Here is a 25,403-nt window from a genome sequence, read left to right as displayed (position 1 = left end):
CTGTTTAGCGCGCTTCCTGCACGGCGGCAGTCGGTTGTTCAAAGTGGTAGCGGCCAGTTTTCAGGCTGCTTGGACCCAGACGCGCAAATTTGAACATCAGGTACATCTCAGCCACCAGGAACAGGGTGTACAAGCCGCAAATCAGCCCCATCGAGAACAGAATGTCGCCCGCAGTCAGTGAAGAGTTGGCGACAGCCGTCGGCAGCACCTCACCGATCGCCCAAGGTTGACGACCGTATTCAGCCACAAACCAGCCGGCTTCAATCGCAATCCAGGGCAGCGGCAAGCCATACAGCGCCGCACGATGCAGCCATTTTCTCTGACCGATGCGCCCGCGAATCACGCTCCAGAACGACAGACCGATGATAAACAGCATCAGCACGCCACAGGCCACCATGATGCGGAAGGCGAAGTACAGCGGCGCCACGCGTGGGATGGAGTCTTTGGTCGCTTGCTGGATCTGCGCTTCCGTCGCGTCGGTGACGTTCGGGGTATAACGTTTCAGCAACAGACCGTAGCCCAGATCCTGTTTGGCTTTATTGAATTCGGCACGCACGGCCGGATCGGTATTGCCGCCACGCAACTCTTCGAGCAGTTGGTAGGCTTTCATGCCGTTGCGGATACGCACTTCATGCTGCGCCATCAGATCTTTCAGGCCGGTGACCTGGGTGTCCGTTGAGCGAGTCGCAATCAGCCCGAGCGCGTAAGGGATTTGAATCGCGTAGGAGTTTTCCATTTTATCCTGATTCGGGATCCCGAACAGGGTAAAGGCGGCCGGTGCCGGTTGGGTTTCCCACTCGGCTTCGATAGCGGCCAGCTTGGTTTTCTGCACGTCGCCCATTTCGTAACCGGATTCATCACCCAGCACGATAACGGACAATACGGCAGCCATACCGAAACTGGCGGCAATGGCGAAGGAGCGCTTGGCAAAGGCGACATCGCGGCCTTTCAACAGGTAGTAAGAGCTGATACCCAGAACGAACATCGCACCACAGGTGTAGCCGGCAGCCACGGTGTGCACAAACTTCACCTGAGCAACCGGGTTGAGCACCAACTCGGAGAAGCTGAGCATCTCCATGCGCATGGTTTCGAAGTTGAAGTCAGAGGCGATCGGGTTCTGCATCCAGCCGTTGGCAACCAGGATCCACAGTGCGGAGAAGTTCGAGCCCAGCGCTACAAACCAGGTTACCGCCATGTGCTGCACTTTGCTCAGACGATCCCAGCCGAAGAAGAACAGCCCGACCAGCGTCGATTCCAGGAAGAACGCCATCAGACCTTCGATGGCCAGCGGGGCCCCGAAAATATCACCGACGTAATGGGAGAAATATGACCAGTTGGTCCCGAACTGGAACTCCATGGTCAAACCGGTGGCCACACCCAGAGCAAAGTTAATTGCAAATAACTTGCCCCAGAATTTGGTCATATCTTTATAGATCTGTTTGCCAGACAGCACATATACCGTTTCCATAATTGCCAGCAAAAACGCCATGCCTAGCGTTAATGGGACAAATAAGAAATGGTACATCGCCGTTAAAGCAAACTGTAAGCGCGACAGTTCGACAATATCAAACATCTTGACTCCTTGCTCCTCGCAGGAAGACTCCGACATGCGGTTATCGGTAATACTTCTTTCGAAGACACCGGCAACGCCCCGCAGTGAATGCCCTTAAAAACAACAAATTTGATCCAGCTTCTCCGCTTTCAACCGCACACTCACCGCAAAGCCACGCGGGCCAACGTCAAGCACACCACTGAAAACTGACAACGGGTAACAAATGCAACAAGATCAACCATCCATAATCACAACATGGATGATACTCGCCCAATCCCACACAATAAATAGGTTTTTGCGTGATGTGGGTTAGACTTTTGGTTACAGGTCAAATCCTGGCCAAAAGAGGGACTTCAGGCTAATTTGATCCAAAACAATTTAAGCCTATCTCAGTATTATTTCCATATTCATCAGCACATTTCTCATAATTTTCTTAGGGTCATGTTGCGTAATGGTTTAATTGTTTTTTAATGATATTTTTGTGTTAAATAAATGTAATTTAAAAGCGGTGCCATTGTATTGTTACGCGCTTATTATGCGACATAATTAACTTTTTATTTCCAATAATCGAACACAGTGATTTCAGTCACAAAAGTAAAAAACTCTCTCCAATATTAGTCTATTTTTAGCTATTTGATCGTAAAGGTTGCATTTTTGTAGCAAAATAGAATCTTGTATAAAAAATCTTTGGCCTACAATAACTTATGAAAAAAATTCTTTTTGCCTCTGTTCTTGGACTCTCAGGGAGCGCCATCGCCGCGGAAACGGTGAATATTACGTTGCTGGGCACCTCTGACCTGCACGGTACCTTCGTGCCCTGGGACTACGCCAGCGATACCGAAAACCTGGCAGGCAGCCTGAGCCAGATCGCCACTCAGATTAAAAAGCTGCGCGCCGAGCAGCCCAACCTGATCCTGGTTGACGCTGGCGACACCATTCAGGGCAACTTTGTCGAAACCTTCAAACATGAGGCCATCAGCCCAATGATGCTGGGCTTCAACGCACTCAAGTACGACGTCTGGGTGATGGGCAACCACGAGTTTGATTTCGGTCTGCCAGTGCTGGCGACGCCACTCAAACAGTTTGAAGGCACCGCGCTGGCGGGCAATATATTCTGGGATAACGGCAAGCCGTTCCTGCCGGCGTACAAAATTATCGAACGCCAGGGCGTTAAAATCGGCATTATCGGCATGGATACGCCCATGACCGCAGAGTTTGCCAAAGGCACCGATCGCACCAAAGGGCTGAACTTTACCGACCCTGTGCAAGCGGTGAAGAACGTAATCAGCGAGATTGACGGCCAGGTCGACGCCATCGTTCTGGTGGCGCATATGGGTATCGATAACGAAAACCAGCGGCCAGGCACCGGCGTGGCCGACATTGCCAACGCCAACCCGCAGCTGGCCGCGATCGTTGCCGGGCATATGCATGTAAAAATCGACAAGGCGGTGGTCAACGGCGTCATTATTACCGAGCCGGATAAATATGGCCGCGCACTATCGCGCATCGATCTGCAGTTCGAACGGCGCGACGGCAAGTTCGCCCTGATCAATAAAGACAGTTTTACCTACCTGATTAAGGGCATCACGCCCGACAGCGGCATGCTGGCCCTCTACCAGCCGTATCACGATATCCTGCGCACCAATGCCAATCGGGTGGTAGCGACGCTGACCGGCAGCGATCTGGTGCCTATCGACGAGATCAAGGGTATTCCGCAAGTGCATATTCAGGATACCGGTATCAGCGCCCTGTTCCAGCAAGCCGCCCGTTATTACGCGCCGCAGGCGCAGGTGATCGCGCTGCAAATCGATAATGACTCCGCCAAACTCGATGTCGGTGAAATCAAGGCCAAGGACATTGCGTTTAACTATCAATACGCCGGCGGTGAAATCACCGTTTATCAGCTCAACGGCAAAGCGTTAAAACAGTATATGGAATGGTCCGCCGGTTACTTTAACCAGCTTAAGCCCGGTGATGTTACCTACAGCTTTAACCCGGCGCGTCGCTCCTCCAAATACTCCACCAACGACTTTTTCGACGGCGTCACCTACAGCATCGATCTGCGCCAACCCGCCGGTTCGCGCATTACCGATTTACGCCTGACCGATGGCACCCCGGTTACCGACAAGATGCCGATTCGTCTGGGCATGAACAGTTATCGCATGGGGCATCTGACGCAAAAAGGCGGCGCGCTGGAGGGGCAATCCTTCCCGGTTCTGTCCGACAGCAAGGCGCAATACGGCGAAGAGGAAGGCACCATCCGCAATCTCACCCTGCGTTATCTGACGGAAGTGAAAAAAGGACAATATCAAGGGCTGCCGCAACAACGCTGGAAACTGGTAGGCATGGAAGGCTATGAACCCCAACGGGCGATCGTCAAAAGTCTGTTAAATCAAGGTATCATCCGCGTCCCTACCACCGATGACGGCCGTTATACCAACGTGGCATCAATCAACGTCAAAGACGCATTATTCAGTGACGCCGCCGGCTATAACGCCGCCCTCTCCTCGCTCGAAAAGCAACGGGGAAACAGCAACGACGCAATGCAAAAACAACGTCTGCAGGATCGCATCGCGCTGATCAAGGCGCTCAACAGCTTCTGACCCCCCTTTCCATAAAAAAGGCCACCCAAAAGGGTGGCCAATCATGTCGAGAGACTATTGCCGTATCAGCGGTTCAATACCGCTTTTACCGCTTCACCGATGTCAGCCAGGCTGCGTACGGTTTTAACCCCGGCCGCTTCCAGCGCTGCGAATTTTTCATCCGCAGTGCCTTTGCCGCCGGCGATGATGGCGCCTGCGTGGCCCATACGTTTGCCTTTCGGCGCAGTAACGCCGGCAATGTAGCCAACAACCGGCTTGGTGACGTGTTCTTTGATGTAAGCTGCAGCTTCTTCTTCCGCGCTACCGCCGATCTCGCCGATCATCACAATCGCTTCAGTCTGCGGATCTTCCTGGAACATTTTCAGGATATCGATGAAGTTGGAGCCTGGGATCGGGTCGCCGCCGATGCCCACACAGGTAGACTGGCCCAGACCGGTATCGGTGGTTTGCTTAACCGCTTCATAGGTCAGGGTGCCAGAGCGGGAAACGATGCCCACTTTGCCCGGCAGGTGGATGTGGCCTGGCATGATGCCGATTTTGCACTCGCCCGGAGTGATAACGCCTGGGCAGTTCGGGCCAATCATGCGCACGCCGGCTTCATCCAGCTTCACTTTCACGGTCAGCATATCCAGCGTAGGGATGCCTTCGGTGATGGTGATGATCAGTTTGATGCCTGCATCGATAGCTTCCAGAATGGAGTCTTTGCAGAACGGCGCAGGTACGTAGATCACGGACGCAGTAGCGCCGGTAGCTTCGACCGCTTCACGCACGGTGTTGAACACCGGCAGACCCAGGTGTTGAGTGCCGCCTTTGCCCGGCGTAACGCCACCGACCATTTTAGTGCCGTAAGCGATAGCCTGCTCGGAGTGGAAGGTCCCCTGGCTACCGGTGAAGCCCTGGCAAATTACTTTGGTGTTCTTATCGATTAAAATGGACATTATTTACCCTCCACTGCCGCAACAACTTGCTGAGCCGCATCAGTCAGGCTGGTCGCAGCAATGATATTCAGACCGCTGTCCGCCAGTTTCTTGGCGCCCAGTTCGGCATTGTTCCCTTCCAGACGCACGACCACAGGGACGTTAACGCCCACTTCGGCGACTGCGCCAATGATGCCGTCGGCGATCAGATCGCAGCGTACGATACCACCGAAAATGTTAACCAGAACCGCTTTCACCTTGTCGTCAGACAGGATGATTTTGAACGCTTCAGTCACGCGCTCTTTGGTCGCGCCGCCGCCTACGTCGAGGAAGTTGGCCGGTTCGCCGCCGTGCAGTTTAACGATGTCCATGGTACCCATCGCCAGACCTGCGCCGTTAACCATGCAACCGATGTTGCCGTCGAGAGCAACGTAGTTCAGCTCCCACTGTGCAGCGCGGGATTCACGCTCATCTTCCTGAGAAGGGTCACGCATTTCACGCAGTTCAGACTGGCGGAACAGTGCGTTGCCGTCGGCACCCAGTTTGCCGTCCAGGCAGATCAGATCGCCCTGCTTGGTGACTACCAGCGGGTTGATCTCAACCATCGCCAGGTCGCGCTCCAGGAACAAGGTCGCCAAACCCATGAAGATCTTGGCGAACTGACCGACTTGCTTGCCGGTCAGACCCAGTTTGAAGGCCAACTCACGGCCCTGGTAAGGCTGTGGGCCTGCCAGTGGGTCGATGGTCATTTTGTGGATCAGTTCCGGGGTTTCTTCCGCAACTTTTTCAATCTCAACGCCACCTTCGGTGGATGCCATAAACACCACGCGACGGCTTGCACGGTCAACTACCGCACCCAGATACAGTTCTTTATCGATGTCGGTCGCCGCTTCTACCAGGATCTGGTGGACCGGTTGGCCCAGCGCGTCAGTCTGGTAGGTCACCAGACGCTTGCCCAGCCAGGCTTCAGCGAAAGCACGGATGTCTTCTTTGCTGTTAACCACTTTAACGCCGCCAGCTTTACCGCGACCGCCAGCATGAACCTGACATTTTACCACCCACGGGCCGGAGCCGATTTTGGATGCGGCTTCTTCTGCTTCACGCGGTGTGGTACAGGCGTAACCGGTTGGTGCCGGCATGCCATACCGAGCAAACAGCTGTTTTGCCTGATATTCGTGTAAATTCATGATGTTCTATCCATTCAGTTCTGAAGGTTTTAGCCGAGCCATTTTGGCGGAAAACCGCATGACTTTTGTCGGCCACATAGCACAGAGTGTGGGCGCGGCGTACCGCGCCCATCAGGGTTATACGTCCAGCAGCAGACGAGCCGGATCTTCCAGCATCTCTTTCACCGTCACCAGGTAACCAACGGACTCTTTGCCGTCGATCAAGCGGTGATCGTAAGAAAGTGCCAGATACATCATTGGCTGGATCACAACCTGGCCATTCACCGCCATTGGGCGATCTTTAATGGCGTGCATGCCCAGGATCGCGCTCTGCGGTGGGTTGATGATCGGGGTAGACATCAGTGAACCGAATACGCCGCCGTTGGTAATGGTGAAGTTACCGCCGGTCAGTTCTTCCACGGTCAATTTGCCGTCACGGCCTTTGACCGCCAGCTCTTTGATTTTCTTCTCGATGTCCGCCATGCTCATGCTGTCTACATCGCGCAGTACCGGGGTCACCAGGCCGCGTGGGGTAGATACCGCAATGCTGATATCGAAATAGTTGTGGTAGACCACATCAGTACCATCAATGGAAGCGTTCACTTCCGGGAAGCGTTTCAGCGCTTCAACCACCGCCTTGATGTAGAAGGACATGAAGCCCAGACGTACACCGTGGCGTTTTTCGAAAGCTTCACCGTACTGCTTGCGCAGGTCCATGATCGGCTGCATGTTGATTTCATTGAAGGTAGTCAGCATCGCAGTGCTGTTCTTCGCTTCCAACAAACGCTCTGCCACGCGCTTGCGCAGACGGGTCATCGGCACGCGTTTTTCGCTGCGGTTGCTCAGGGCAGGCTGCGGTGCGGCTTCAACTGCAGCTGCGGCCGGCTTGTCGGCTTTCTTGCCGTTAGCCAGATGCGCTTCCACGTCTTCGCGAGTGATGCGGCCACCCACGCCGCTGCCTTTGATGGCTGCAGCATCGAGATCGTGTTCGGCAATCAGACGGCGGATCGCCGGGCTGAGTGCATCGTTGCTCTCTTCTTCCAGGCTGGCGGTTGCGCGCTGTGCCGGAGTGGCTTCTTTAGCCTGGCTTTTCTCTTCGGTCGGCTTGCCAGAGCTATCGCCCGGGCGAATACGGCCGAGGATCTGGCGAGAAAGCACGGTTGCGCCCTCTTCTTCCACGATCGCATCAAGAATACCTGCTTCGCTGGCCGGCACTTCCAACACAACTTTGTCAGTTTCGATTTCAACCAGAACTTCGTCACGCTGGACGCTGTCGCCTGGTTTCTTGTGCCAGGTGGCTACGGTCGCATCGGCAACCGATTCAGGAAGGTCAGGAACCAGAATATCTACGCTACTCATTTAGCTTTCCCTTAATCTTTATTCAATATTCAGCGCGTCATTAACCAGAGCCTGTTGCTGCTTCTGGTGTACGGACATATAACCGACCGCCGGAGAGGCGGAGGCTGGACGTCCGGCGTAACGTAAAGAAGCCCCGAACGGCACGACTTCACGGAAATTGTGTTGGCTGCAGTACCAGGCGCCCTGGTTCAGCGGCTCTTCCTGACACCAGACGAAATCATGCACGTGAGCATACTTCTCCAGCACGGCCTGAACGGCCTGGTGCGGGAACGGATACAGCTGCTCGATACGTACGATAGCCACGTCTTTCTGGTCATTCTTGCGGCGCTGTTCCAGCAAGTCGTAATAGACCTTACCGGAACACATCACCACGCGTTTGACCGCTTTCGGATCCAGCTCGTCGATCTCGCCGATAGCCGGCAGGAAGGTGCCGTTAGCCAGTTCTTCCAGAGAAGAAATCGCCAACGGGTGGCGCAGCAGGGATTTCGGTGACATCACCACCAACGGACGGCGCATACCGCGCAGCGCCTGACGACGCAGCATATGGTAAACCTGTGCCGGGGTGGACGGGATGCACACCTGCATATTCTGTTCTGCACACAGCTGCAGGTAACGCTCCAGACGCGCGGAGGAGTGCTCCGGACCCTGGCCTTCGTAACCGTGCGGCAGCAGCATCACCAGGCCACACATACGGCCCCATTTCTGCTCGCCGGAGCTGATGAACTGGTCGATCACGACCTGAGCGCCGTTGGCGAAGTCACCGAACTGCGCTTCCCAGATGGTCAGGGTGCGCGGTTCCGCAGTGGCGTAGCCGTATTCGAACGCCAGCACCGCTTCTTCAGACAGCACGGAGTCCCAGACTTTAAACTCGCCCTGCCCACTGTGCACATTCGCCAGCGGAACGTAGACCGAACCGTTTTTCTGGTTATGCACCACAGCATGACGGTGGAAGAAGGTCCCGCGCCCGGCATCTTCACCGGAAATGCGAATCGGGATGCCTTCATCGACCATAGTGGCGTAGGCCAGCGTTTCAGCCGCACCCCAGTCGAACGCTTTGTTGCCTGCGGCCATCTCTGCACGGTCACCGTAGATTTTCGCTACGCGCGACTGCATTTCGATCGCTTCCGGTACGGTGCTGATGCGACGAGCCAGTTCCTGCAGACGCTTCATCTCAACCTTGCTTGGGTACTCTTCGTCCCACTCATGGTTCAGGTACGGCGACCAGGTAAAGGAATGCAGATTCATCGGACGCCATTCTTCAACCACGCAATCGCCACGATCGAGCGCATCGCGATACAGGTTGACCATTTCCGTGGCATCTTCCAGGCTCGCGACTTTCTGTTCGGTAAGAACGTCAGCATAAAGCTTGCGCGGCGTCGGGTGTTTTTTGATCTTCTGATACATCACCGGCTGGGTTGCACTTGGCTCGTCGGCCTCGTTATGCCCATGACGACGGTAGCAGACCAGATCGATCATCACATCGCGTTTGAAGGTGTTGCGGAAATCCAACGCCAGACGGGTAACAAACGCCACCGCTTCCGGATCGTCAGCATTGACGTGGAAGATCGGTGACTGCACCATTTTGGCGATATCGGTACAGTATTGGGTCGAGCGTGCATCCAGCGGGTTGGAGGTGGTGAAACCAACCTGGTTGTTGATGACGATACGCACCGTGCCGCCCACTTCGTAACCGCGAGCCTGCGACATGTTCAGGGTTTCCTGAACCACGCCCTGGCCGGTAATGGCGGCGTCACCGTGGATGGTGATTGGCAGCACCATGTTGCTGCGCGCTTCGTCCAGACGATCGCGGCGGGCACGTACGGAGCCCATAACCACCGGGCTGACGATCTCCAGGTGCGACGGGTTGAACGCCAGCGCCAGGTGAACCATGCCGCCTTCGGTTTCGACGTCGGAGGAGAAGCCCTGGTGATATTTTACGTCACCGGTACCGAGGTGTTCTTTATGCTTGCCGGCAAACTCGTCGAACAGGTCGGCGGGCTTTTTACCCAGCACGTTGATCAACACGTTCAGACGGCCTCGGTGGGCCATACCCAGCACCACTTCGCGCGTGCCGTTCTTGCCGGCATGGCGAACCATCTCTTTCAGCATTGGCACCAGCGCATCGCCGCCTTCCAGAGAGAAGCGTTTCGCTCCCGGGAATTTAGCGCCGAGATAGCGTTCCAGACCTTCCGCTGCGGTCAGCTCGTTCAGGAAACGGCGTTTCTCTTCGTTAGTAAAGCTGGCGCGCCCCGCTACCGATTCGATGCGCTGTTGGATCCAGCGTTTCTCTTCGGTATTGGTGATATGCATGTATTCCGCACCGATCGAACCGCAGTAAGTCTGCTTCAGCGCAGCATACAGGTCGCCCAACTTCATGGTTTCTTTGCCGATGGCAAAAGAACCCACGTTGAAGGTTTCCTGGAAGTCGGCGTCGGTCAGATTGTGGTAAGCGGGATCGAGGTCAGCAACGGTCTCCTGCTGCCACAGGCCGAGCGGATCGAGGTTGGCATGCTGATGTCCGCGGAAACGGAAGGCGTTGATCAGCTGCAGTACCTTGACCTGTTTGGCGTCGGTGTCTGGATCGTTGATGGTGGTATTGTAACGCGCGGAGTCTTTCGCCAGGCGGCGGAAGTAGTCACGCGTTTGAGAGTGAAGCTGATCGGGTTTAACACCCGCGGTTGGTAGCTGTTGAAAAATGGAACGCCAGCTATCTTCAACGGAGCCCGGATCGGTTAAGAAGTCTTCATAGAGCTGTTCTATGTAAGACTGGTTCGCGCCCGCCAGATAGGAGGAATCCAGCCAGGCCTTCATTGCGCCGTTCTGCATCATGATCCCTTAAGCTTTGAAGCTTTAGTTTTCGCCGTGGTTAACATAATTACCGTGATGGATACGGTTTGCCGTAGAAACGGTTCACTCGACGTACTTAATACCCGTCGCCTTTCAAGCCGCAGCGTTGTTGCCTGCGTTCGCTCCCCCCAGTTACTTACTGAAGTAAGCGCCTGGGGACTCACGAACTGGTCGCCTAGCTGCAACTCGAAAGTCATAGGGTATGCCATTATGGCCTGATACGTTTTGTTATGGACCTTGCGGTCCCTTACAAGGAACCTCTAAAAACCGGCGGACGAACCAGGCTGCATAGCGCCGCAGCCGCGGGTCAGTTTTTAGAGGCTCCCTCCTTTGCGATGTGCGCCGGAACCTGCCCGGCGCAGCATCTCATTGCGCTTATGCGCCGCGTTGCAGCAGCATAGACTTGATATGACCGATCGCACGCGTCGGGTTCAAGCCTTTAGGGCATACACTGACACAATTCATAATGCTATGGCAGCGGAAAACACTGAAAGCGTCGTCCAGATCGTCTAAACGTTCTTGTGTTTCCGTGTCACGGCTGTCGATCAGGAAGCGGTACGCCGCCAACAGGCCAGCAGGCCCTACGAACTTGTCAGGATTCCACCAGAATGACGGGCAAGAGGTCGAACAACAAGCGCATAAAATGCACTCGTACAGACCATCCAACTTGGCACGCTCTTCCGGTGATTGCAGGTGCTCACGCGCCGGCGGGTTCTTGCCGTCGTTCTGCAGGAAAGGCTTGATCTTTTCATACTGGGTATAGAACTGGCCCATATCAACCACCAGATCCCGCACCACCGGCAACCCCGGCAGCGGGCGGATCACAATCTTGTTTTTGCCTTTGCGCAACGCCGAGATTGGGGTGATGCATGCCAGGCCGTTCTTGCCGTTCATGTTCAGGCCATCGGAACCGCACACGCCTTCACGGCACGAACGGCGGAACGACAGGGTCGGATCTTTCTCTTTCAACTGGATTAACGCATCCAGCAGCATCATGTCCCGGCCTTCTTCCGCTTCCAGGCTGTAATCCTGCATATGCGGAGCATCATCGACATCCGGGTTATAGCGATATATTGAGAATTCGAGTTTCATCAATCGATCTCCGCGATCAGTAGGAACGCACTTTCGGTGGGAATGCCGGGCGCAGCTTCGGTTGCATGTTCACTTCACGACGCGTCATGCTTTCCGATTGCGGCTGATACAGCGAATGGCACAGCCAGTTGGCGTCATCGCGTTCCGGGAAATCGAAGCGGCTGTGCGCTCCACGGCTCTCGGTACGGAAGTTGGCCGACACGGCGGTGGAAAACGCAGTCTCCATCAGGTTATCCAACTCCAGGCATTCGATGCGCTGGGTGTTGAATTCGCTGGAGGTATCGTCCAGGCGCGCGTTCTTCAGACGTTCACGGATCTCTTTCAACTCTTCCAGCCCTTTCGCCATGGCATCACCTTCACGGAATACCGAGAAGTTGTGCTGCATACAGGCTTGCAGCGCCTTGCGAATTTCGACCGGATCCTCACCCGAACGGGTGTTGTTCCAGCGGTTCAGTCGCTCCAGCGACGCATCCACATCCGATTCGCTGGCATCACGGCTCTCGCCCTGCTCCGCCAGAGATTCCTGTAAATGCATACCGGCTGCACGACCGAATACCACCAGATCCAGCAGCGAGTTGCCGCCCAGACGGTTGGCGCCGTGTACCGATACGCAAGCGATTTCGCCCACGGCAAACAGGCCCGGGATCACCACATCTTCGCCTTTCTCGTTCACGGTCAGTGCCTGGCCGGTCACCTTGGTCGGAATGCCGCCCATCATGTAGTGGCAGGTCGGGATCACCGGGATCGGCTCTTTCACCGGATCGACGTGTGCGAAAGTGCGCGACAGTTCCAGAATGCCCGGCAGGCGGGATTCCAGTACGTCTTTACCCAGGTGATCCAGCTTCAGCTTGACGTGTGGACCCCACGGACCGTCACAGCCGCGGCCTTCACGGATTTCAATCATGATCGAACGGGCGACCACATCACGGCCCGCCAGATCTTTGGCGTTCGGCGCGTAGCGCTCCATGAAACGCTCGCCGTGTTTGTTCAGCAGGTAACCGCCTTCACCACGACAACCTTCAGTCACCAATACCCCAGCGCCGGCGATGCCGGTCGGGTGGAACTGCCACATTTCCATGTCCTGCACCGGCACGCCGGCACGCAGCGCCATGCCGACACCGTCACCGGTGTTGATGTGTGCGTTGGTGGTGGACTGGTAAATACGGCCTGCACCGCCGGTCGCCAGCACGGTAGCTTTGGCTTTGAAGTACACGACTTCACCGGTTTCGATACAGATAGCCGTGGTGCCCACCACCGCGCCATCCTGGTTTTTCACCAGATCCAGCGCATACCACTCGGAGAAAATGGTGGTATGGTTTTTCAGATTCTGTTGATACAGGGTGTGCAACAGGGCGTGACCGGTACGGTCGGCCGCCGCCGCAGTGCGTGCCGCCTGCTCGCCACCAAAGTTCAGCGACTGGCCGCCGAACGGGCGCTGATAGATGCGGCCTTCATCCGTACGGGAGAACGGCAGCCCCATGTGCTCCAGCTCCAGAACCGCTTCCGGGCCGGTTTTACACATATATTCGATGGCGTCCTGGTCACCGATATAATCGGAGCCTTTCACCGTGTCATACATATGCCATTCCCAGTTATCTTCGTGGTTATTACCCAGGGCTACGGTAATGCCGCCCTGCGCAGACACGGTATGGGAACGGGTCGGAAATACTTTGGATATCAGGGCGCATGTGGACCCCGCTTGAGAAATCTGCAGTGCCGCGCGCATACCTGCGCCGCCAGCACCGATAACTACAGCATCAAACTCTCTGACCGGCAGTTTCATTTACACACCCCACACTACGATTGTTCCGTACAGTAAATAGACCAGCAACACGACAACGATCGCCAGTTGCAACACCAGACGCACTGCCAGCGGTTTGACGTAGTCCGTCAGCACCTGCCACAAACCGACCCAGGCGTGAACCAGAATCGACAGCAGCGTCAGCAGCGTGAACACTTTCGTAATAGAGGTGGCGAAGAAGCCGCGCCAGATTTCATAGGTGAGATCCGGAGCCGTAACGAAGAAGCCCAGGATATACAGCACGTACAGGGTGATGACGATAGCGGAAGCACGCAGTAACAACCAGTCGTGTACGCCGTTGCGCCCTAATGCAGAAACATTGTTTACCATACGAGAACTCCAGCCAGAACTGACAGCACGACGGTCAGACCGATCGCCACCTGGGCGGAACGGGTACCGGCGGCTAAACTCTCTTCGATATAGCCAAAATCCATTAACAAGTGACGGATGCCACCGCAAATGTGATAGGCCAACGCCGTGAGGATGCCCCAGAATATGAATTTGACAACGAAGCTATTCATGATGGCAGCAGCCTGCATGAAACCCTCTTGGGAAGAGAGAGACAGGCCCAGCAGCCAGAGGAGGATACCCACGGCAACGAAGGTAATTACGCCAGAGACTCGGTGTAAGATGGACGCTATCGCAGTTACGGGAAACTGAATCGTTTGCAGATCCAGGTTGACAGGTCTTTGTTTTTTCACGTTTTTGCCCACACAGCTCTTATTATTTTCCTTCCTCCGGGCCTGGGCGGGGATCAGACAGCGTTAAGAGTCAAAACCCTTACGCGTCACACGCTTAAACCTCAACATCCTCTGAGCTTAAACGGTGCGCATTTATAACGCTGGGTGCTCCTACTTCAGGGTAATCCGGAGACCTGGCGGCAGTATAGGAGGATCACATTCTGATTACAATTCCCATACAATCTGTTTGGTAACATTTCCCCCGAACAGTGATTTACATCACGGATTTCACAATTAGCACAAAATTAATTATCTGATTTGACAAGGGATCAACATTTCCATTACATATAGGGGCACAAACGGCCCTATGATGCGCTATAGGTCAGCGGATACACTTCCCCCAGTGTTCAAGATATGCAACAGTGTATTTGGCAGAACCTATCCCAATAGCCGTTTTTGCCGGTCATGCTTGCAACAAATCACCGCAGGTAAAAGCAAATAAGGCAGATAAAACAGCTTATTGGGATAGGTTCATAAAACCCCCGAACACGTCGTAGGTACGATTAACAGAATATAACGAATTCCGATGAATCGTTAACAACTGGTCACCCGCCTCGTTCGCCTGGTTAGCACTCTGTACCCTACCCGCGCAATTGCGCAGTCGCTCACAGAGTTAGCGTCCGCTCCATTTTTTGCGGGCAACCTGCGGAGAATTAAGGTATTTCAGTTGTTAGAGGTTTTTAAAATAAGGCGCTAAGGAGACAGTAAATGACTGATAAGAAAGCGATGCTAACCATTAACGATGGTGAAGCTCCGATCGAACTGGGCGTATTATCCCCGACACTGGGCCCCGATGTCCTTGATGTCCGCGCTCTGGGCTCCAAAGGTTATTTCACATTTGATCCCGGCTTTACTTCTACCGCTTCCTGCGAATCCAAAATCACCTTTATCGACGGTGACAAAGGCGTGCTGCTGCACCGCGGTTTCCCGATCGAACAGCTGGCAAAAGAGTCTTCCTACCTGGAAGTGTGCTACATCCTGCTGTACGGCGAGACCCCGACCGCAGAAGAATTCGAAACCTTCAAAACCACCGTAACCCGTCACACCATGATCCACGACCAGATTACCCATCTGTTCCGTGGCTTCCGTCGCGACTCGCACCCTATGGCTGTGCTGTGCGGCGTGACCGGTGCGCTGGCGGCGTTCTACCACGACGCGCTGGATGTGAACAACGAGCGCCACCGCGAGATCACCGCGTTCCGCCTGTTGTCAAAAATGCCTACCGTGGCGGCGATGTGTTACAAATATTCCCTGGGCCAGCCGTTCGTTTACCCACGTAACGATCTGTCCTACGCCGGCAACTTCCTGCACATGATGTTCGCTACCCCGTGTGAAGAATACGTGGTGAACCCAGTGCTGGAACGCGCAATGGATCGCATCCTGATCCTGCACGCCGACCACGAGCAAAACGCCTCCACTTCTACAGTACGTACCGCAGGTTCTTCAGGCGCTAACCCGTTTGCCTGTATTGCGGCCGGTATCGCCTCCCTGTGGGGGCCGGCGCACGGCGGTGCCAACGAAGCCGCACTGAAGATGCTCGAAGAGATCAAAACCGTTGAGCACATCCCAGAGTTCATCAAGCGCGCGAAAGACAAGAACGATTCGTTCCGTCTGATGGGCTTCGGCCACCGCGTGTACAAGAACTACGATCCGCGCGCTACCGTGATGCGTGAAACCTGTCACGAAGTGCTGAAAGAACTGAACAAGAAGGACGACAACCTGTTGGAAGTGGCGATGGAGCTGGAACACATCGCGCTGAACGACCCGTACTTCATCGAGAAGAAACTGTACCCGAACGTCGACTTCTACTCAGGCATCATCCTGAAAGCGATGGGTATCCCTTCTTCCATGTTCACCGTTATTTTTGCCATCGCCCGTACCATCGGCTGGATTGCACACTGGAACGAAATGCATGACGAAGGCATCAAAATTGCCCGTCCGCGTCAGCTGTATACCGGCTATGCCGAACGTGATTTCAAATCCCAGCTGAAAAACAAATAACGCCGCTTTACCCTACATAAAGCCGCACAGCGCCGCCCGATTGGGCGGCGTTTTTTTTTGCTACTTTTGGCAACCGGGGCACCAATAAAACGGCCGTGACGACAGTTGGGTTCTGACAATCATCGCGCCGCAGCGCTCACAAGGCTCACCGCTGCGGTGGAAAACCTTAAAGCTGAACAATGCGCCATGATGACGATTCTCATCCACCTGCCCGCGCGTCTGGTAAGACAGGCGAGGCACCGCCAGCAAAGCCTGAGCCAGCCGCTGCAGCGTTTCCGGCGCCAAATCCTGCGGCCGGTGCTGTGGTGCCAGTTCCGCCTGCCAGAGAATTTCAGCGCGCAGGTAGTTGCCCAACCCGGCAAGAAACCCCTGGTCGAGCAGCATGCCACCCAATTGTCGACGGCGAAACGCCGGCGACAGCAGCCGTTGTGCCACCATTGCCACCGTCAGCGACATATCCAGCACATCGGGACCAATGCGTTGCAAGAACGGGTGCAGCTCAATCTCTTCGCGCGGGCCCAGGGTGATCTCCGAGGCGCTGTACAATAAAATCGCCTGCTGCGCCGTTTCCAGCCGCACGCGCAAGTCGCGCTTGGTATCCGGCGCTTCTCCCGCTTTTACCACTTTCCACACACCATACAGCTGGTTGTGGCTGTACATCGTCAGCCCGTTAGAAAAGTGGGTCAGCAGCGCCTTGCCGCGTGGCTCGATAGCAATGATACGTTCACCGATTAACCGATCGCGGTAATGTTTAAGCTGGGGAAAAGCAAACGCGACCTCGGTCAGCGGTTGATCGATCACCGCTGTAGCCAGCGCATCCGCCGCCCGGCGAATTTCCGGTCCTTCCGGCATATTGCAACTCCTGAATTAACCGGGCTGCCGCAGCGGACGCCCCGGTGAAAAACATCTGTTTCTGTTAATGCGTCGCACCGCCCACCACTTTCAGATCATGCTCCATCTGCAATGCGACAGAGATCGCCAACTCCAGAGCGAACAGCACCGTCTGGGACGCCATGCTGGGCGCACCAGGATGCGCCGCCGCCTGCTCCGGCAAGTACGGGATATGGATAAACCCGCCCTTCACCTCAGGCTGGCCGCTCAAACGGTGCAGCAGGCCATACATCACGTGGTTGCAGACGTAGGTCCCGGCGGTTTGCGATACCGAAGCGGGTATGCCGGCTTCACGCATCGAATTAGCCATCGCCTTTATCGGCAAGGTGCTGAAATAGGCTGCCGGCCCGGTTTCAAGGATCGGTTCGTCGATCGGCTGCCGACCCTGATTATCAGGAATGCGCGCATCATCAACGTTGATCGCTACCCGCTCTATAGTGATATCGGTGCGTCCTCCGGCCTGGCCGATGGCCAGTACCATCACCGGTTTCACCTCATCAATCGCCGCGTTCAGCACCTCAAGCGCTACGCCAAATACACAGGGCAGCTGGCGCGCAATAATACGCGTGCCAACAAACTCCCTGTCGTTCAATTGCTTTACCACTTCCCACGAAGGATTAACTCGTTCTCCGCCAAAGGGCTCAAAGCCCGTAATCAATACCTTTTGCATGAGTTCTCCTACAGGAACATCAGGAAATAAAGCAGGAACACGTTCACCAACAGCAACAGCACCCCGGTCGGCACCTCGCCTTGATCACCGCATTCTTGTCCGGCAATGCCAGCAATGCCGCCGGTACAATAGTAAAGTTAGCAGCCATTGGCGTCGTCAGCGTGCCGCAATAACCGGAAAACATGCCGATTGCCGCCATGAGCCATGTTATGGCACCAGGTTCGGGATACCGATACTGACGGTGACGAGCAGAAAGGCGGAGAAAACATTCCCCATCGCCATGGTCAGCACTGCCCGATACACCTGGCTGAGGCTCGGAATCCATTGGGAAAGGCTATGTATTTGAATGATTTTTACCCGGCGCTGACGCTAATGCCCTCTACGGCGAAACGTTCGCGCAGCGTGCGGGCGAAGCTAAGCGCATGTTCACCGTCACCGTGCAAACAGACGGTTTCCGCCTGCACCGCCGCCCAGGTACCTGCCTGGGTTCGAACCCGATGATGACGCACCATTTCAAGCGTTTGCGCCAGCGCCTGTTCGTCGCTGGTGATCAGCGCACCCGGCTGACCGCGAGGAACCAGCGTGCCGTCGGCCTGATAACCGCGATCGGCGAACACCTCCTGCCGCGTCGCCAACCCCAGTTTCTCTCCGGCGCGGATAAGCTCGCTGCCCGCCAACCCCACCAACCGCAGAGCAGGATCGACCGCTTTCACCGCCCGGGCGATGGCCTCTGCCAAAGCCGGCTCAACCGCTGCCTGGTTGTACAGCATGCCGTGCGGCTTCACGTGCACCATCACCCCACCTTCTGCGCGGGCCATCGCCGCCACCGCGCCCAGTTGATACACCACCTGTGCATACACCGTTTCCGGCGGCAGTTGCATACGGGTACGGCCAAAATTCTCGCGATCGGGGAAACTGGGATGCGCGCCTATAGCCACACCATAATGCAGCGCCCAACGGACCGACTGACGCAGGGTTTGTGCATCGCCGGCGTGAAAACCGCAGGCGATATTGGCCGAACTGACCAGTTGCAGCAGCGCCTCGTCGTTGGCACAGCCTTCGCCGAGATCGGCGTTCAGATCAACGAGCATCTAACCCCCAGGCAATTTGTTGGATAAAGTGATCCTGCTCGGCCTTGGCACGTTGCGCCCCCGCCAGGGTACAGGGAACAAAGTGGATAGCCTCGCCCAGACGGATCTGCGCCAAATGGTAGAGATCGGCCTCGATCACGCAGGCAATGCGCGGGTAACCGCCCGTAGTTTGCGCATCGGCCATCAGCACGATCGGCTGGCCGTTGTGCGGCACCTGCACCACGCCCGGCAACAGGCCGTGCGATAGCATTTCGCGGTCGGTGGTGCGGCCCAGCGCATTGCTGCCGTGCAGGCGATATCCCATGCGGTTGCTCTGCGGGCTGAGCTGCCAGGCGGTGCGCCAGAAAGCCTCCTGCGCCTCGGGACTGAACTCGGCATATTCCGGTCCCGGTAAGGCGCGGATACGGTTATTGAACAGCAGCTGCTTAACGCCACAGCTGTTTTGCCGCAGGGGACCCGGCTTGCCCAACGGCAGGCTGTCGCCGTCTTTCAGGTTGCGCCCTTCCAGCCCGCCAAAAAAGGCTTTGATATCCGTGCTGCGCGAGCCAAGCATTTCGGGCACGGCGATCCCCCCGGAAAGCGCCAAATAGCTGCGCATGCCGCGTTTAGGCATGTTCATGATCAGTTGCTGGCCTGCTTTAACCGGGTAACGCCAGCCGGTCCACAGCGGTTTTTCGTCCAGTTTTGCATCGCAACCGGCCCCGGTCAGAGCGATCCACCCTGACTGGGTGAATTCGGCGCTGAATTGACCAAGGGTGATTTCCAGCCCGGCATCATCCGGTGAGTTACCCACCAGCAGGTTGGCGATTTTCAACGCCGGCAAGTCAAGCGCACCGCCCTGGCTAACGCCCAGATGGCGGAATCCGTGACGGCCCGCGTCCTGTACCGTGGTGTAAATGCCCGCACGCAGGATCTTCAACATACGCCCTCCTTCTGCGGCACAAAGCGCACATTATCGCCGGGACGCAGCAGCGTCGGCGGCATGTCATAAGGGTTGAATAACGACAGCGGCGTGCGGCCAATCAACTGCCAGCCCCCTGGGGTGACCAGCGGATAAATGCCGGTCTGGCTACCGCCGATGCCAATGGAGCCTGCTGCCACCGCCAGACGCGGTTCGGCGCGGCGCGGCGTCGCCAATTTTTCCGGCATGCCGCCCATATAAGAAAAGCCCGGCTGAAAGCCAAGGAAATAAACTACATAGGCCGCCGAAGAATGGCATTCCACCACCTGCTGTGGCGTCATGCCGGTGTGGTGCGCCACCTCGTCCAGATCAGGCCCATATTCGCCGCCGTAGATCACCGGAATATCCACTTGGCGCGATGGCGGCATCAGGCTTTCCTCGCTGTCCCAGCCCTGCTGCAGCTGCGCCAACATCGCTTCGGCGTCGGCCTGTGGCGTATTGAGCAACAGCGTAAGATTGTTCATTCCCGGCACCACTTCAAGCACATCGGGATGATGATTAAATATTTCGGCCAGCGCCCAGATCCGCTGCTGGCTCGGCAGCGTCATCGGCGGCGACAGTTCAAGCACTACGGCTCTTTCACCCAACAGGTAATAACGTGCTCGTTGTCGTTGCACCCTGATTCTCCTTAATTACCGCGATGAAAAACACACCAGTTATGCGTGACGCAGCTCCGGCTGTCAATAGAACGCAACCATTGAAAAAATAAGGAATTAAGGCGAAAAAAGGATCCAGCCGGCGCGCAGGCCTGGCCAGATCCTGAGGAAAAATCAGGCAGGGTTCGGGATATCGATAAAAGTCACGTTGAAACCATGATGCTGTGCCAGCCATTCACCCAGCGCCTTCACGCCGCCGCGCTCGGTGGCGTGATGACCGGCAGCGAAGAAGTGAACGCCCATTTCCCGTGCGGTGTGAATGGTTTGTTCCGACACCTCGCCGCTGATAAAGGCGTCCACACCGAAACGCGCCGCGCTATCGATGAAACCCTGGCCGCCGCCGGTACACCAGGCCACACGGCGAATGTGCGCCGGCGCGTTATCGCCACAGTGCAGCACAGCACGGCCCAGGCGGCTCTCAATACGCTGCTGCAGATCAGCGCCGGTCAGCGGTTGTTCAAACTCACCGTGCGGCACCAGCGGTTCCACTTCACCAATCACGCGAATGCCAAGCAAATGCGCCAGTTGCGCATTGTTGCCCAGCACCGGGTGGGCATCCAGCGGCAGATGATAACCGTACAGGTTGATGTCATTGGTCAGCAGCGTTTTCAGGCGATTGCGTTTCATGCCGCGCACCGCCGGCGCTTCGTTTTTCCAGAAATACCCGTGATGCACCAGAATAGCGTCCGCCTGCTGCTCCACCGCCGCATCCAGCAGCGCCTGACAGGCGGTCACGCCGGTAACGATGCGTTTCACATGCGGCCGCCCTTCTACCTGCAGGCCATTCGGCGCATAGTCCTGAAACGCGGCAGTGTTCAGTTCGCTGTTGATCAGATTTTCCAGATCGAGGTTACGCATAGTCTTCTCTCTTCAATTCAAAATGTTTGCCGGTCGCCCTGTGCCATCAGGATAAACTTCACGCCCAGATCGTTGCCCTGATCCAACTGCTGTTTGATGGTAGCGCGCACGTCTTCGCCCTGCTTCAGGCTGGGTTTGATGTGGCTGATCACGACCGGAAAATCCTTCAGCGAGCCTTCTCCGCCGCTGTACTGAGCCAGACTTTTCAGCTCTTTCAGCAGCCACGCCGGCGTCAGGTGGCCGTACAGGTTTTTATCTTCAACGCCATTGGGGTAAGAGGTTTCAATAATCATTCCCTTCAGCTTTTTCTGTTCAATTAACGGCCCCAGCGCGCGCCAGGCGGTATCCAGATTGCGTGACTGCTCGAGCGCATCCGGCCCGGTGTCGCCGAAATAGGCAAAGGATCCGCTGCGATCGGACACCAGCAGCATCGAAGAGGAATAACGATCGTGGCTAAGCGGATACATCACGCCGCTCAGGCCGGTGACGCCCAGGGTAAAGCGCTGCTGTGGCCGTACCGTTTGCAACCGATAGGTGCCCAGCCGCGACCCGTTACCGGCGTCGGTGAAGTTAGGCCAAGCCTTCCAGTTAAAGTAATGATTGCGCAAGGTCAGGATGGTATCGGCCTGGGCATAAATATTTTTCTTGCTGTCCTCCGGCGAAGCGATAATCAGCCCGGCCACGTGGTCCAGATGGCCGTGGCTGATAAAGTAACCGCCGATCAGTTGCCGGAACACATAACCCTGAGGGGTATAAGGCGCCGCCAGTTCAGGGGTCACCTGCGGGAAACTGCCTTTTTCCAGCCCCTTGGCAATGCCCGGCAACAGTGAGCCGGCATCGAGCGCCAGGTACTGCGGCTGGTTGTCGCTGCGGATTAGATAGGATGTCAGATTGCCGTCGCTGACGCCGCCGTCAACGCCAAGTGCTACCTCGTCAAAGCCGGCCAGCGCCAGGGCTGAATAGCCGCTCAGGCACAGGGCCAGCACCTTGTTCATCATTCTTTCGCTCCTTGCTGTTGCCTTAATATTCCCCCCGCCTGGCCGCTTCAAAGGCCGCCAGCGTCTCCAGCCGGGCCTGCTTGTGATCGACAATCGGCAAAGGATAATCCAGCGTGCGTTGCTGTTTTTCCGCCCAGCGATGGGGTTGATGAAGAGCATTGTCCGGTACATCCGCCAGCTCAGGCAACCATTTACGGATGAAAGTGCCTTGCGGATCAAAACGTTCGCCCTGGGTGGTCGGGTTAAAGATGCGGAAATACGGCGCGGCGTCGGTGCCGGTTGAGGCCGCCCACTGCCAGCCACCGTTATTCGCCGCCAGATCGCCGTCCAACAGTTGCGACATGAAATAACGTTCGCCTGCTCGCCAGTCGATCAGCAGATCTTTCACCAAAAAGCTGGCGCTGATCATGCGTAACCTATTGTGCATCCAGCCGGTTTCATTCAACTGACGCATGGCGGCATCGACGATCGGGTAACCTGTCGCACCTTGCTGCCAGGCCAGCAACAGTACGTCGTTATCCTGCCAGCGTACCTTATCCGTCCACTCGATAAAGGGACGGTGCCTGCATAACGCAGGATAGGCCACCATCAGATGCCGATAAAATTCGCGCCAGATCAATTCGTTCAGCCAGCCAAAAGCGCCGCTGTCGCTGTTTTCCAGCACCTGCGGGCATTCAGCCCGCAGGCGGTTAAAACACTGGCGCGGCGACAGTACGCCAATCGCCAGATACGGCGACAGGCTGCTGGTGCCGGCAATAGCGGGAAAGTCGCGTTGTTGCAGGTAATCCTGCACTTGCTCACGGCAGAAAGCGCGCAGCCGTTGCAGCGCCGCGTCTTCACCAGCGGGAAAATCTACGCCCACCTCAGCCTGCGGGTAATCGAACGCCGCCGGCACAGCTGACACCGGCAACACGCCGCCTTCACGAAGTTTGGGCGCCGGCAAAGAACGGACGTCGGATTCGGTCAGCCGTTGGATAAAAGCCTTACGGAACGGCGTATAAATTTTGTACATTTCACCGCCGCCGGTTTGTACGCTGCCCGGCGGCAACAGCAGGCTGTCATCGAAGCTTTGGCAAATCACCTGCCCGGATAAACGCCGTTGCGCCTGTTGGTCACGCTTTAGTTCATTGAACTCGTACTGGCGGTTATAAAACAGCGCATCCACCCGCTCTTGCGCGCAATACGCCACCAACCAGTCAACAGCGGCGGAAAAATCATCGCACTGATGGCAGACCAGCGGGATACCGCGATCCGCCAGCGCCTGCTGAACCTGCAGCAGGTTGGCATGAATGAATGCCGCCTGACGCGGTGCCATCTCATGCTGTCGCCATTGCCCAGGGGTAGCGATAAACACCGCCAGCACGCGGGCAGCGGGATCGCAACAGGCGGCGTGCAACGCTTTATTGTCGGTTATACGCAGATCGTTACGTAACCAGACCAGATGCGTGGTCATAAAACTCCTTGTCGGTTAGTGGCCGTAACGCAGGCGCAACGCTTCAGGATAGGGTTCGAAATAACGTTGATCAGCCAGATAGCGATCCGGATATTCGGCCATGTAATGTTTGAGCAGGGTGATCGGTGCCAACAGCGGCTGCATTCCCTGGCGATAACGGTCAATCAGCTGCGCCAACTCCTGCCGCTGAGCCGAACTGAGCTGGCGGCGGAAATAACCCTGCACGTGCATCAGCACATTGGTGTGATTGCGGCGCGTAGCCTTGTGCGCCAGTAGCCTCATCAGGCGGCTGCGGTATTCAATGGCGAATGCCTCGAGCGACTCCCACTTTTCGATATCGGCGACAAAACGGCCCAGCTCGCGGTATTCCGGCTGCGAATGCGCCAGCAGCGAAAGCTTATAGCGGCTGTGGAAAGCGATCAGCCCGCCACGGGTCAGCCCCTTGCGCCACAGCATATTCAGTTCATACAGCGCGTAAACCCGCTCGACAAAGTTTTCCCGCAGGGTGGCATCATTCAGTCGCCCGTCTTCTTCTACCGGTAGCCACGGCATCTGGCGCAGCAGTTCGGCAGTGAATAGCCCGACGCCGTTTTTGCGCGACTCTTTTCCGTTTTCGCTGTAAACCCGCACTCGCTCCATGCCGCAGCTCGGGGACTTGGCGCAAACGATATAGCCGCACAGATGCCCCAGTTCCGCGACGCGTTGCTCGGAGAACCGCTGCATTTTGTCGGTCACGTCGACGCTGTCGTCGTTGCTGTAGCGCATCGCCGGCGACGGATGTTGTTGTTTGCTCAACCGCAGTGCCGGGCGTGGGGTGGGCAAACCGATCGCCATTTCCGGGCACACCGACTCAAAGCGTACATAGGGCGCCAGTTGCTCCACCGCAAAGGCCAGGCGTTTATGGCCGCCATCAAAGCGCACCGCGTCGCCCAACAGGCAGGCGCTGATCCCGACCGGAATTTTGTCACTCATGATTTGCTCCCACAGTCCTTGACGATGCTAAAAGTGTAGAGGAATTCACGAGGGGAAACGACAGTTAGCTGCGCAATGAGCGGGTTGCGCGCATAAAAAACCCCCGCTGCGAGGCGAGGGTTTCAGGGGACGCTGGCGGCGATCAGTAGAAATCGCAGGACGCCAGTTCTGCCTGTTGCAACCAGACTGGTTTATCGCTGGTTTTAGACCAGACGCGGTGCAGATAGCTGTAAAAACGTGCCCGGTCGCTGCGGAACAGCATAACCGGTAAAGCCAAAGTCCCTGCCAGGATCACTGCGCTGCGGCGCAGGAGAATCCGATGCAATGAATAAGCGTGATAAATAGACATGCGAACCTCCTCAAAACGCCCGACCGTTGATTTTCTGGAAACAGCGCTGGCGTAGACAATGTAAATGCGACAATTTGGTAACTGAACAAAATTTTAGCGCAACTGATGAAAGTTTACTACTCATCCGACCACTAAATTGCACAAAAAATCGCAAATAAAGACGCCATTCCGTAATTTTGTTTCAACAAGGTTAATGAATAACTAACCATTGGTTATATTATGGTTATTTACAACCTGTTTACGCCCACCGCTTCCCCAGGCAGGGCAGAACACAGGCTGAAACGCGCCACCCGCTCACAAAACCGCCGTTAAAAAGCCATTTTTTGCTGTAATTTCAGCCATTTTTATACTTTTTTTACACCGGCTCGCGCTATTTTTTCATCTTCTTTTTATTGCCCTCCCTACACTCGCAGTATCAAAAACTAC

Annotated in this window: 21 protein-coding genes and 1 pseudogene; 2 read left to right on the top strand and 20 right to left on the bottom strand. The window is 56.0% G+C overall.

The window, feature by feature from the left end; all coding sequences use genetic code 11:
- Nucleotides 1-4 precede the first annotated feature (4 nt).
- Nucleotides 5-1,573 (bottom strand): cytochrome ubiquinol oxidase subunit I, encoded by a 1,569-nt coding sequence (cydA, locus tag SERAS12_RS06300; RefSeq protein ID WP_013811925.1) that lies wholly within the window; start codon nucleotides 1,571-1,573, stop codon nucleotides 5-7.
- Between the two features lie 683 nt (nucleotides 1,574-2,256).
- Between cydA and SERAS12_RS06295 the strand changes: the two genes are divergently transcribed.
- Nucleotides 2,257-4,155, top strand: coding sequence for a bifunctional UDP-sugar hydrolase/5'-nucleotidase (locus SERAS12_RS06295; protein WP_013811924.1), 1,899 nt, complete (start codon nucleotides 2,257-2,259; stop codon nucleotides 4,153-4,155).
- A 65-nt stretch (nucleotides 4,156-4,220) separates the two neighbouring features.
- Here the strand turns inward: SERAS12_RS06295 and sucD are convergent, their stop codons facing one another.
- The 8 genes from sucD to sdhC all read right to left on the bottom strand — a co-directional run bounded on the left by sucD (nucleotide 4,221) and on the right by sdhC (nucleotide 14,050).
- A complete protein-coding gene (sucD, locus tag SERAS12_RS06290; RefSeq protein WP_004949757.1) occupies nucleotides 4,221-5,093 on the bottom strand; it encodes a succinate--CoA ligase subunit alpha in 873 nt (290 codons plus the stop codon).
- The gene (sucC, locus tag SERAS12_RS06285) at nucleotides 5,093-6,259 is read right to left on the bottom strand and encodes an ADP-forming succinate--CoA ligase subunit beta (RefSeq protein ID WP_004949756.1); all 1,167 of its coding nucleotides are present in this window, start codon (nucleotides 6,257-6,259) and stop codon (nucleotides 5,093-5,095) included. Before sucC ends, sucD begins: the two co-directional genes overlap by 1 nt.
- A gap of 117 nt (nucleotides 6,260-6,376) precedes the next feature.
- On the bottom strand, nucleotides 6,377-7,597 hold the full coding sequence (gene odhB / locus SERAS12_RS06280; protein WP_013811923.1) for a 2-oxoglutarate dehydrogenase complex dihydrolipoyllysine-residue succinyltransferase: 1,221 nt from the start codon (nucleotides 7,595-7,597) through the stop codon (nucleotides 6,377-6,379).
- Nucleotides 7,598-7,615: 18 nt separating this feature from the next.
- Nucleotides 7,616-10,423 carry a 2-oxoglutarate dehydrogenase E1 component gene (gene sucA / locus SERAS12_RS06275; RefSeq protein WP_013811922.1) on the bottom strand — a complete coding sequence of 936 codons (2,808 nt, stop codon included), beginning with the start codon at nucleotides 10,421-10,423 and terminating at the stop codon, nucleotides 7,616-7,618.
- Between the two features lie 396 nt (nucleotides 10,424-10,819).
- On the bottom strand, nucleotides 10,820-11,536 hold the full coding sequence (locus tag SERAS12_RS06270) for a succinate dehydrogenase iron-sulfur subunit (RefSeq protein WP_013811921.1): 717 nt from the start codon (nucleotides 11,534-11,536) through the stop codon (nucleotides 10,820-10,822).
- 16 nt (nucleotides 11,537-11,552) lie between these two features.
- The gene (gene sdhA / locus SERAS12_RS06265) at nucleotides 11,553-13,319 is read right to left on the bottom strand and encodes a succinate dehydrogenase flavoprotein subunit (protein WP_041415963.1); all 1,767 of its coding nucleotides are present in this window, start codon (nucleotides 13,317-13,319) and stop codon (nucleotides 11,553-11,555) included.
- On the bottom strand, nucleotides 13,320-13,667 hold the full coding sequence (gene sdhD / locus SERAS12_RS06260; RefSeq protein WP_004949748.1) for a succinate dehydrogenase membrane anchor subunit: 348 nt from the start codon (nucleotides 13,665-13,667) through the stop codon (nucleotides 13,320-13,322).
- Nucleotides 13,661-14,050 (bottom strand): succinate dehydrogenase cytochrome b556 subunit, encoded by a 390-nt coding sequence (gene sdhC, locus SERAS12_RS06255; protein ID WP_004949747.1) that lies wholly within the window; start codon nucleotides 14,048-14,050, stop codon nucleotides 13,661-13,663. The genes sdhD and sdhC overlap by 7 nt, the downstream gene beginning before the upstream one ends.
- Nucleotides 14,051-14,785: 735 nt before the next feature.
- On the opposite strand from sdhC, the gene SERAS12_RS06250 reads away from it, so the two are divergent.
- A complete protein-coding gene (locus tag SERAS12_RS06250) occupies nucleotides 14,786-16,078 on the top strand; it encodes a citrate synthase (RefSeq protein WP_013811919.1) in 1,293 nt (430 codons plus the stop codon).
- 60 nt (nucleotides 16,079-16,138) lie between these two features.
- Here SERAS12_RS06250 and nei read toward each other — a convergent pair whose 3' ends face one another.
- The 11 genes and pseudogenes from nei to SERAS12_RS06200 form a co-directional block, all read right to left on the bottom strand.
- Nucleotides 16,139-16,930 carry an endonuclease VIII gene (gene nei / locus SERAS12_RS06245; protein WP_013811918.1) on the bottom strand — a complete coding sequence of 264 codons (792 nt, stop codon included), beginning with the start codon at nucleotides 16,928-16,930 and terminating at the stop codon, nucleotides 16,139-16,141.
- 64 nt (nucleotides 16,931-16,994) lie between these two features.
- Nucleotides 16,995-17,639 carry a pyroglutamyl-peptidase I gene (gene pcp, locus SERAS12_RS06240; protein ID WP_013811917.1) on the bottom strand — a complete coding sequence of 215 codons (645 nt, stop codon included), beginning with the start codon at nucleotides 17,637-17,639 and terminating at the stop codon, nucleotides 16,995-16,997.
- Nucleotides 17,640-17,647: 8 nt separating this feature from the next.
- Nucleotides 17,648-17,933, bottom strand: a pseudogene (locus SERAS12_RS25380) (5-oxoproline transporter, DUF979 family subunit); the annotation flags it as partial.
- A gap of 59 nt (nucleotides 17,934-17,992) precedes the next feature.
- Nucleotides 17,993-18,730 carry a 5-oxoprolinase subunit PxpA gene (gene pxpA / locus SERAS12_RS06235; protein ID WP_013811916.1) on the bottom strand — a complete coding sequence of 246 codons (738 nt, stop codon included), beginning with the start codon at nucleotides 18,728-18,730 and terminating at the stop codon, nucleotides 17,993-17,995.
- Nucleotides 18,720-19,652 carry a 5-oxoprolinase subunit PxpC gene (gene pxpC / locus SERAS12_RS06230; RefSeq protein WP_013811915.1) on the bottom strand — a complete coding sequence of 311 codons (933 nt, stop codon included), beginning with the start codon at nucleotides 19,650-19,652 and terminating at the stop codon, nucleotides 18,720-18,722. Before pxpC ends, pxpA begins: the two co-directional genes overlap by 11 nt.
- A complete protein-coding gene (gene pxpB / locus SERAS12_RS06225) occupies nucleotides 19,646-20,308 on the bottom strand; it encodes a 5-oxoprolinase subunit PxpB (protein ID WP_013811914.1) in 663 nt (220 codons plus the stop codon). The genes pxpC and pxpB overlap by 7 nt, the downstream gene beginning before the upstream one ends.
- 153 nt (nucleotides 20,309-20,461) lie before the next feature.
- Nucleotides 20,462-21,205: a type 2 GTP cyclohydrolase I gene (locus SERAS12_RS06220; protein WP_013811913.1), complete on the bottom strand. Its 744-nt coding sequence runs from the start codon at nucleotides 21,203-21,205 to the stop codon at nucleotides 20,462-20,464.
- Nucleotides 21,206-21,222: 17 nt separating this feature from the next.
- A complete protein-coding gene (locus SERAS12_RS06215; protein WP_041415960.1) occupies nucleotides 21,223-22,203 on the bottom strand; it encodes an MBL fold metallo-hydrolase in 981 nt (326 codons plus the stop codon).
- Between the two features lie 22 nt (nucleotides 22,204-22,225).
- Nucleotides 22,226-23,656, bottom strand: a complete 1,431-nt coding sequence (gene phrB, locus SERAS12_RS06210; RefSeq protein WP_013811911.1) for a deoxyribodipyrimidine photo-lyase — start codon at nucleotides 23,654-23,656, stop codon at nucleotides 22,226-22,228.
- 15 nt (nucleotides 23,657-23,671) lie between these two features.
- Nucleotides 23,672-24,628 carry a DUF523 and DUF1722 domain-containing protein gene (locus SERAS12_RS06205; RefSeq protein ID WP_013811910.1) on the bottom strand — a complete coding sequence of 319 codons (957 nt, stop codon included), beginning with the start codon at nucleotides 24,626-24,628 and terminating at the stop codon, nucleotides 23,672-23,674.
- A 142-nt stretch (nucleotides 24,629-24,770) separates the two neighbouring features.
- A complete protein-coding gene (locus tag SERAS12_RS06200) occupies nucleotides 24,771-24,977 on the bottom strand; it encodes a YbfA family protein (protein ID WP_006319981.1) in 207 nt (68 codons plus the stop codon).
- Between the last annotated feature and the right edge of the window lie 426 nt (nucleotides 24,978-25,403).

Origin of the sequence: Serratia sp. AS12, from assembly GCF_000214195.1 — a bacterium.
GTDB classification, from domain to species: domain Bacteria; phylum Pseudomonadota; class Gammaproteobacteria; order Enterobacterales; family Enterobacteriaceae; genus Serratia; species Serratia plymuthica.
This window is presented reverse-complemented; position numbering and strand designations above follow the sequence as displayed.

What these genes read in the sequence shown, in the direction of transcription:
- SERAS12_RS06220 (WP_013811913.1), bottom strand. Translation starts at nt 21,205, where the DNA reads ATGCGTAACCTCGATCTGGAAAATCTGATCAACAGCGAACTGAACACT.
- SERAS12_RS06270 (WP_013811921.1), bottom strand. Translation starts at nt 11,536, where the DNA reads ATGAAACTCGAATTCTCAATATATCGCTATAACCCGGATGTCGATGAT.
- SERAS12_RS06215 (WP_041415960.1), bottom strand. Translation starts at nt 22,203, where the DNA reads ATGATGAACAAGGTGCTGGCCCTGTGCCTGAGCGGCTATTCAGCCCTG.
- sdhD (WP_004949748.1), bottom strand. Translation starts at nt 13,667, where the DNA reads ATGGTAAACAATGTTTCTGCATTAGGGCGCAACGGCGTACACGACTGG.
- SERAS12_RS06250 (WP_013811919.1), top strand. Translation starts at nt 14,786, where the DNA reads ATGACTGATAAGAAAGCGATGCTAACCATTAACGATGGTGAAGCTCCG.
- phrB (WP_013811911.1), bottom strand. Translation starts at nt 23,656, where the DNA reads ATGACCACGCATCTGGTCTGGTTACGTAACGATCTGCGTATAACCGAC.
- pcp (WP_013811917.1), bottom strand. Translation starts at nt 17,639, where the DNA reads ATGCAAAAGGTATTGATTACGGGCTTTGAGCCCTTTGGCGGAGAACGA.
- SERAS12_RS06205 (WP_013811910.1), bottom strand. Translation starts at nt 24,628, where the DNA reads ATGAGTGACAAAATTCCGGTCGGGATCAGCGCCTGCCTGTTGGGCGAC.
- sucC (WP_004949756.1), bottom strand. Translation starts at nt 6,259, where the DNA reads ATGAATTTACACGAATATCAGGCAAAACAGCTGTTTGCTCGGTATGGC.
- odhB (WP_013811923.1), bottom strand. Translation starts at nt 7,597, where the DNA reads ATGAGTAGCGTAGATATTCTGGTTCCTGACCTTCCTGAATCGGTTGCC.
- sucD (WP_004949757.1), bottom strand. Translation starts at nt 5,093, where the DNA reads ATGTCCATTTTAATCGATAAGAACACCAAAGTAATTTGCCAGGGCTTC.
- pxpC (WP_013811915.1), bottom strand. Translation starts at nt 19,652, where the DNA reads ATGTTGAAGATCCTGCGTGCGGGCATTTACACCACGGTACAGGACGCG.
- SERAS12_RS06295 (WP_013811924.1), top strand. Translation starts at nt 2,257, where the DNA reads ATGAAAAAAATTCTTTTTGCCTCTGTTCTTGGACTCTCAGGGAGCGCC.
- SERAS12_RS06200 (WP_006319981.1), bottom strand. Translation starts at nt 24,977, where the DNA reads ATGTCTATTTATCACGCTTATTCATTGCATCGGATTCTCCTGCGCCGC.
- nei (WP_013811918.1), bottom strand. Translation starts at nt 16,930, where the DNA reads ATGCCGGAAGGACCGGAAATTCGCCGGGCGGCGGATGCGCTGGCTACA.
- pxpA (WP_013811916.1), bottom strand. Translation starts at nt 18,730, where the DNA reads ATGCTCGTTGATCTGAACGCCGATCTCGGCGAAGGCTGTGCCAACGAC.
- cydA (WP_013811925.1), bottom strand. Translation starts at nt 1,573, where the DNA reads ATGTTTGATATTGTCGAACTGTCGCGCTTACAGTTTGCTTTAACGGCG.
- sdhA (WP_041415963.1), bottom strand. Translation starts at nt 13,319, where the DNA reads ATGAAACTGCCGGTCAGAGAGTTTGATGCTGTAGTTATCGGTGCTGGC.
- sucA (WP_013811922.1), bottom strand. Translation starts at nt 10,423, where the DNA reads ATGCAGAACGGCGCAATGAAGGCCTGGCTGGATTCCTCCTATCTGGCG.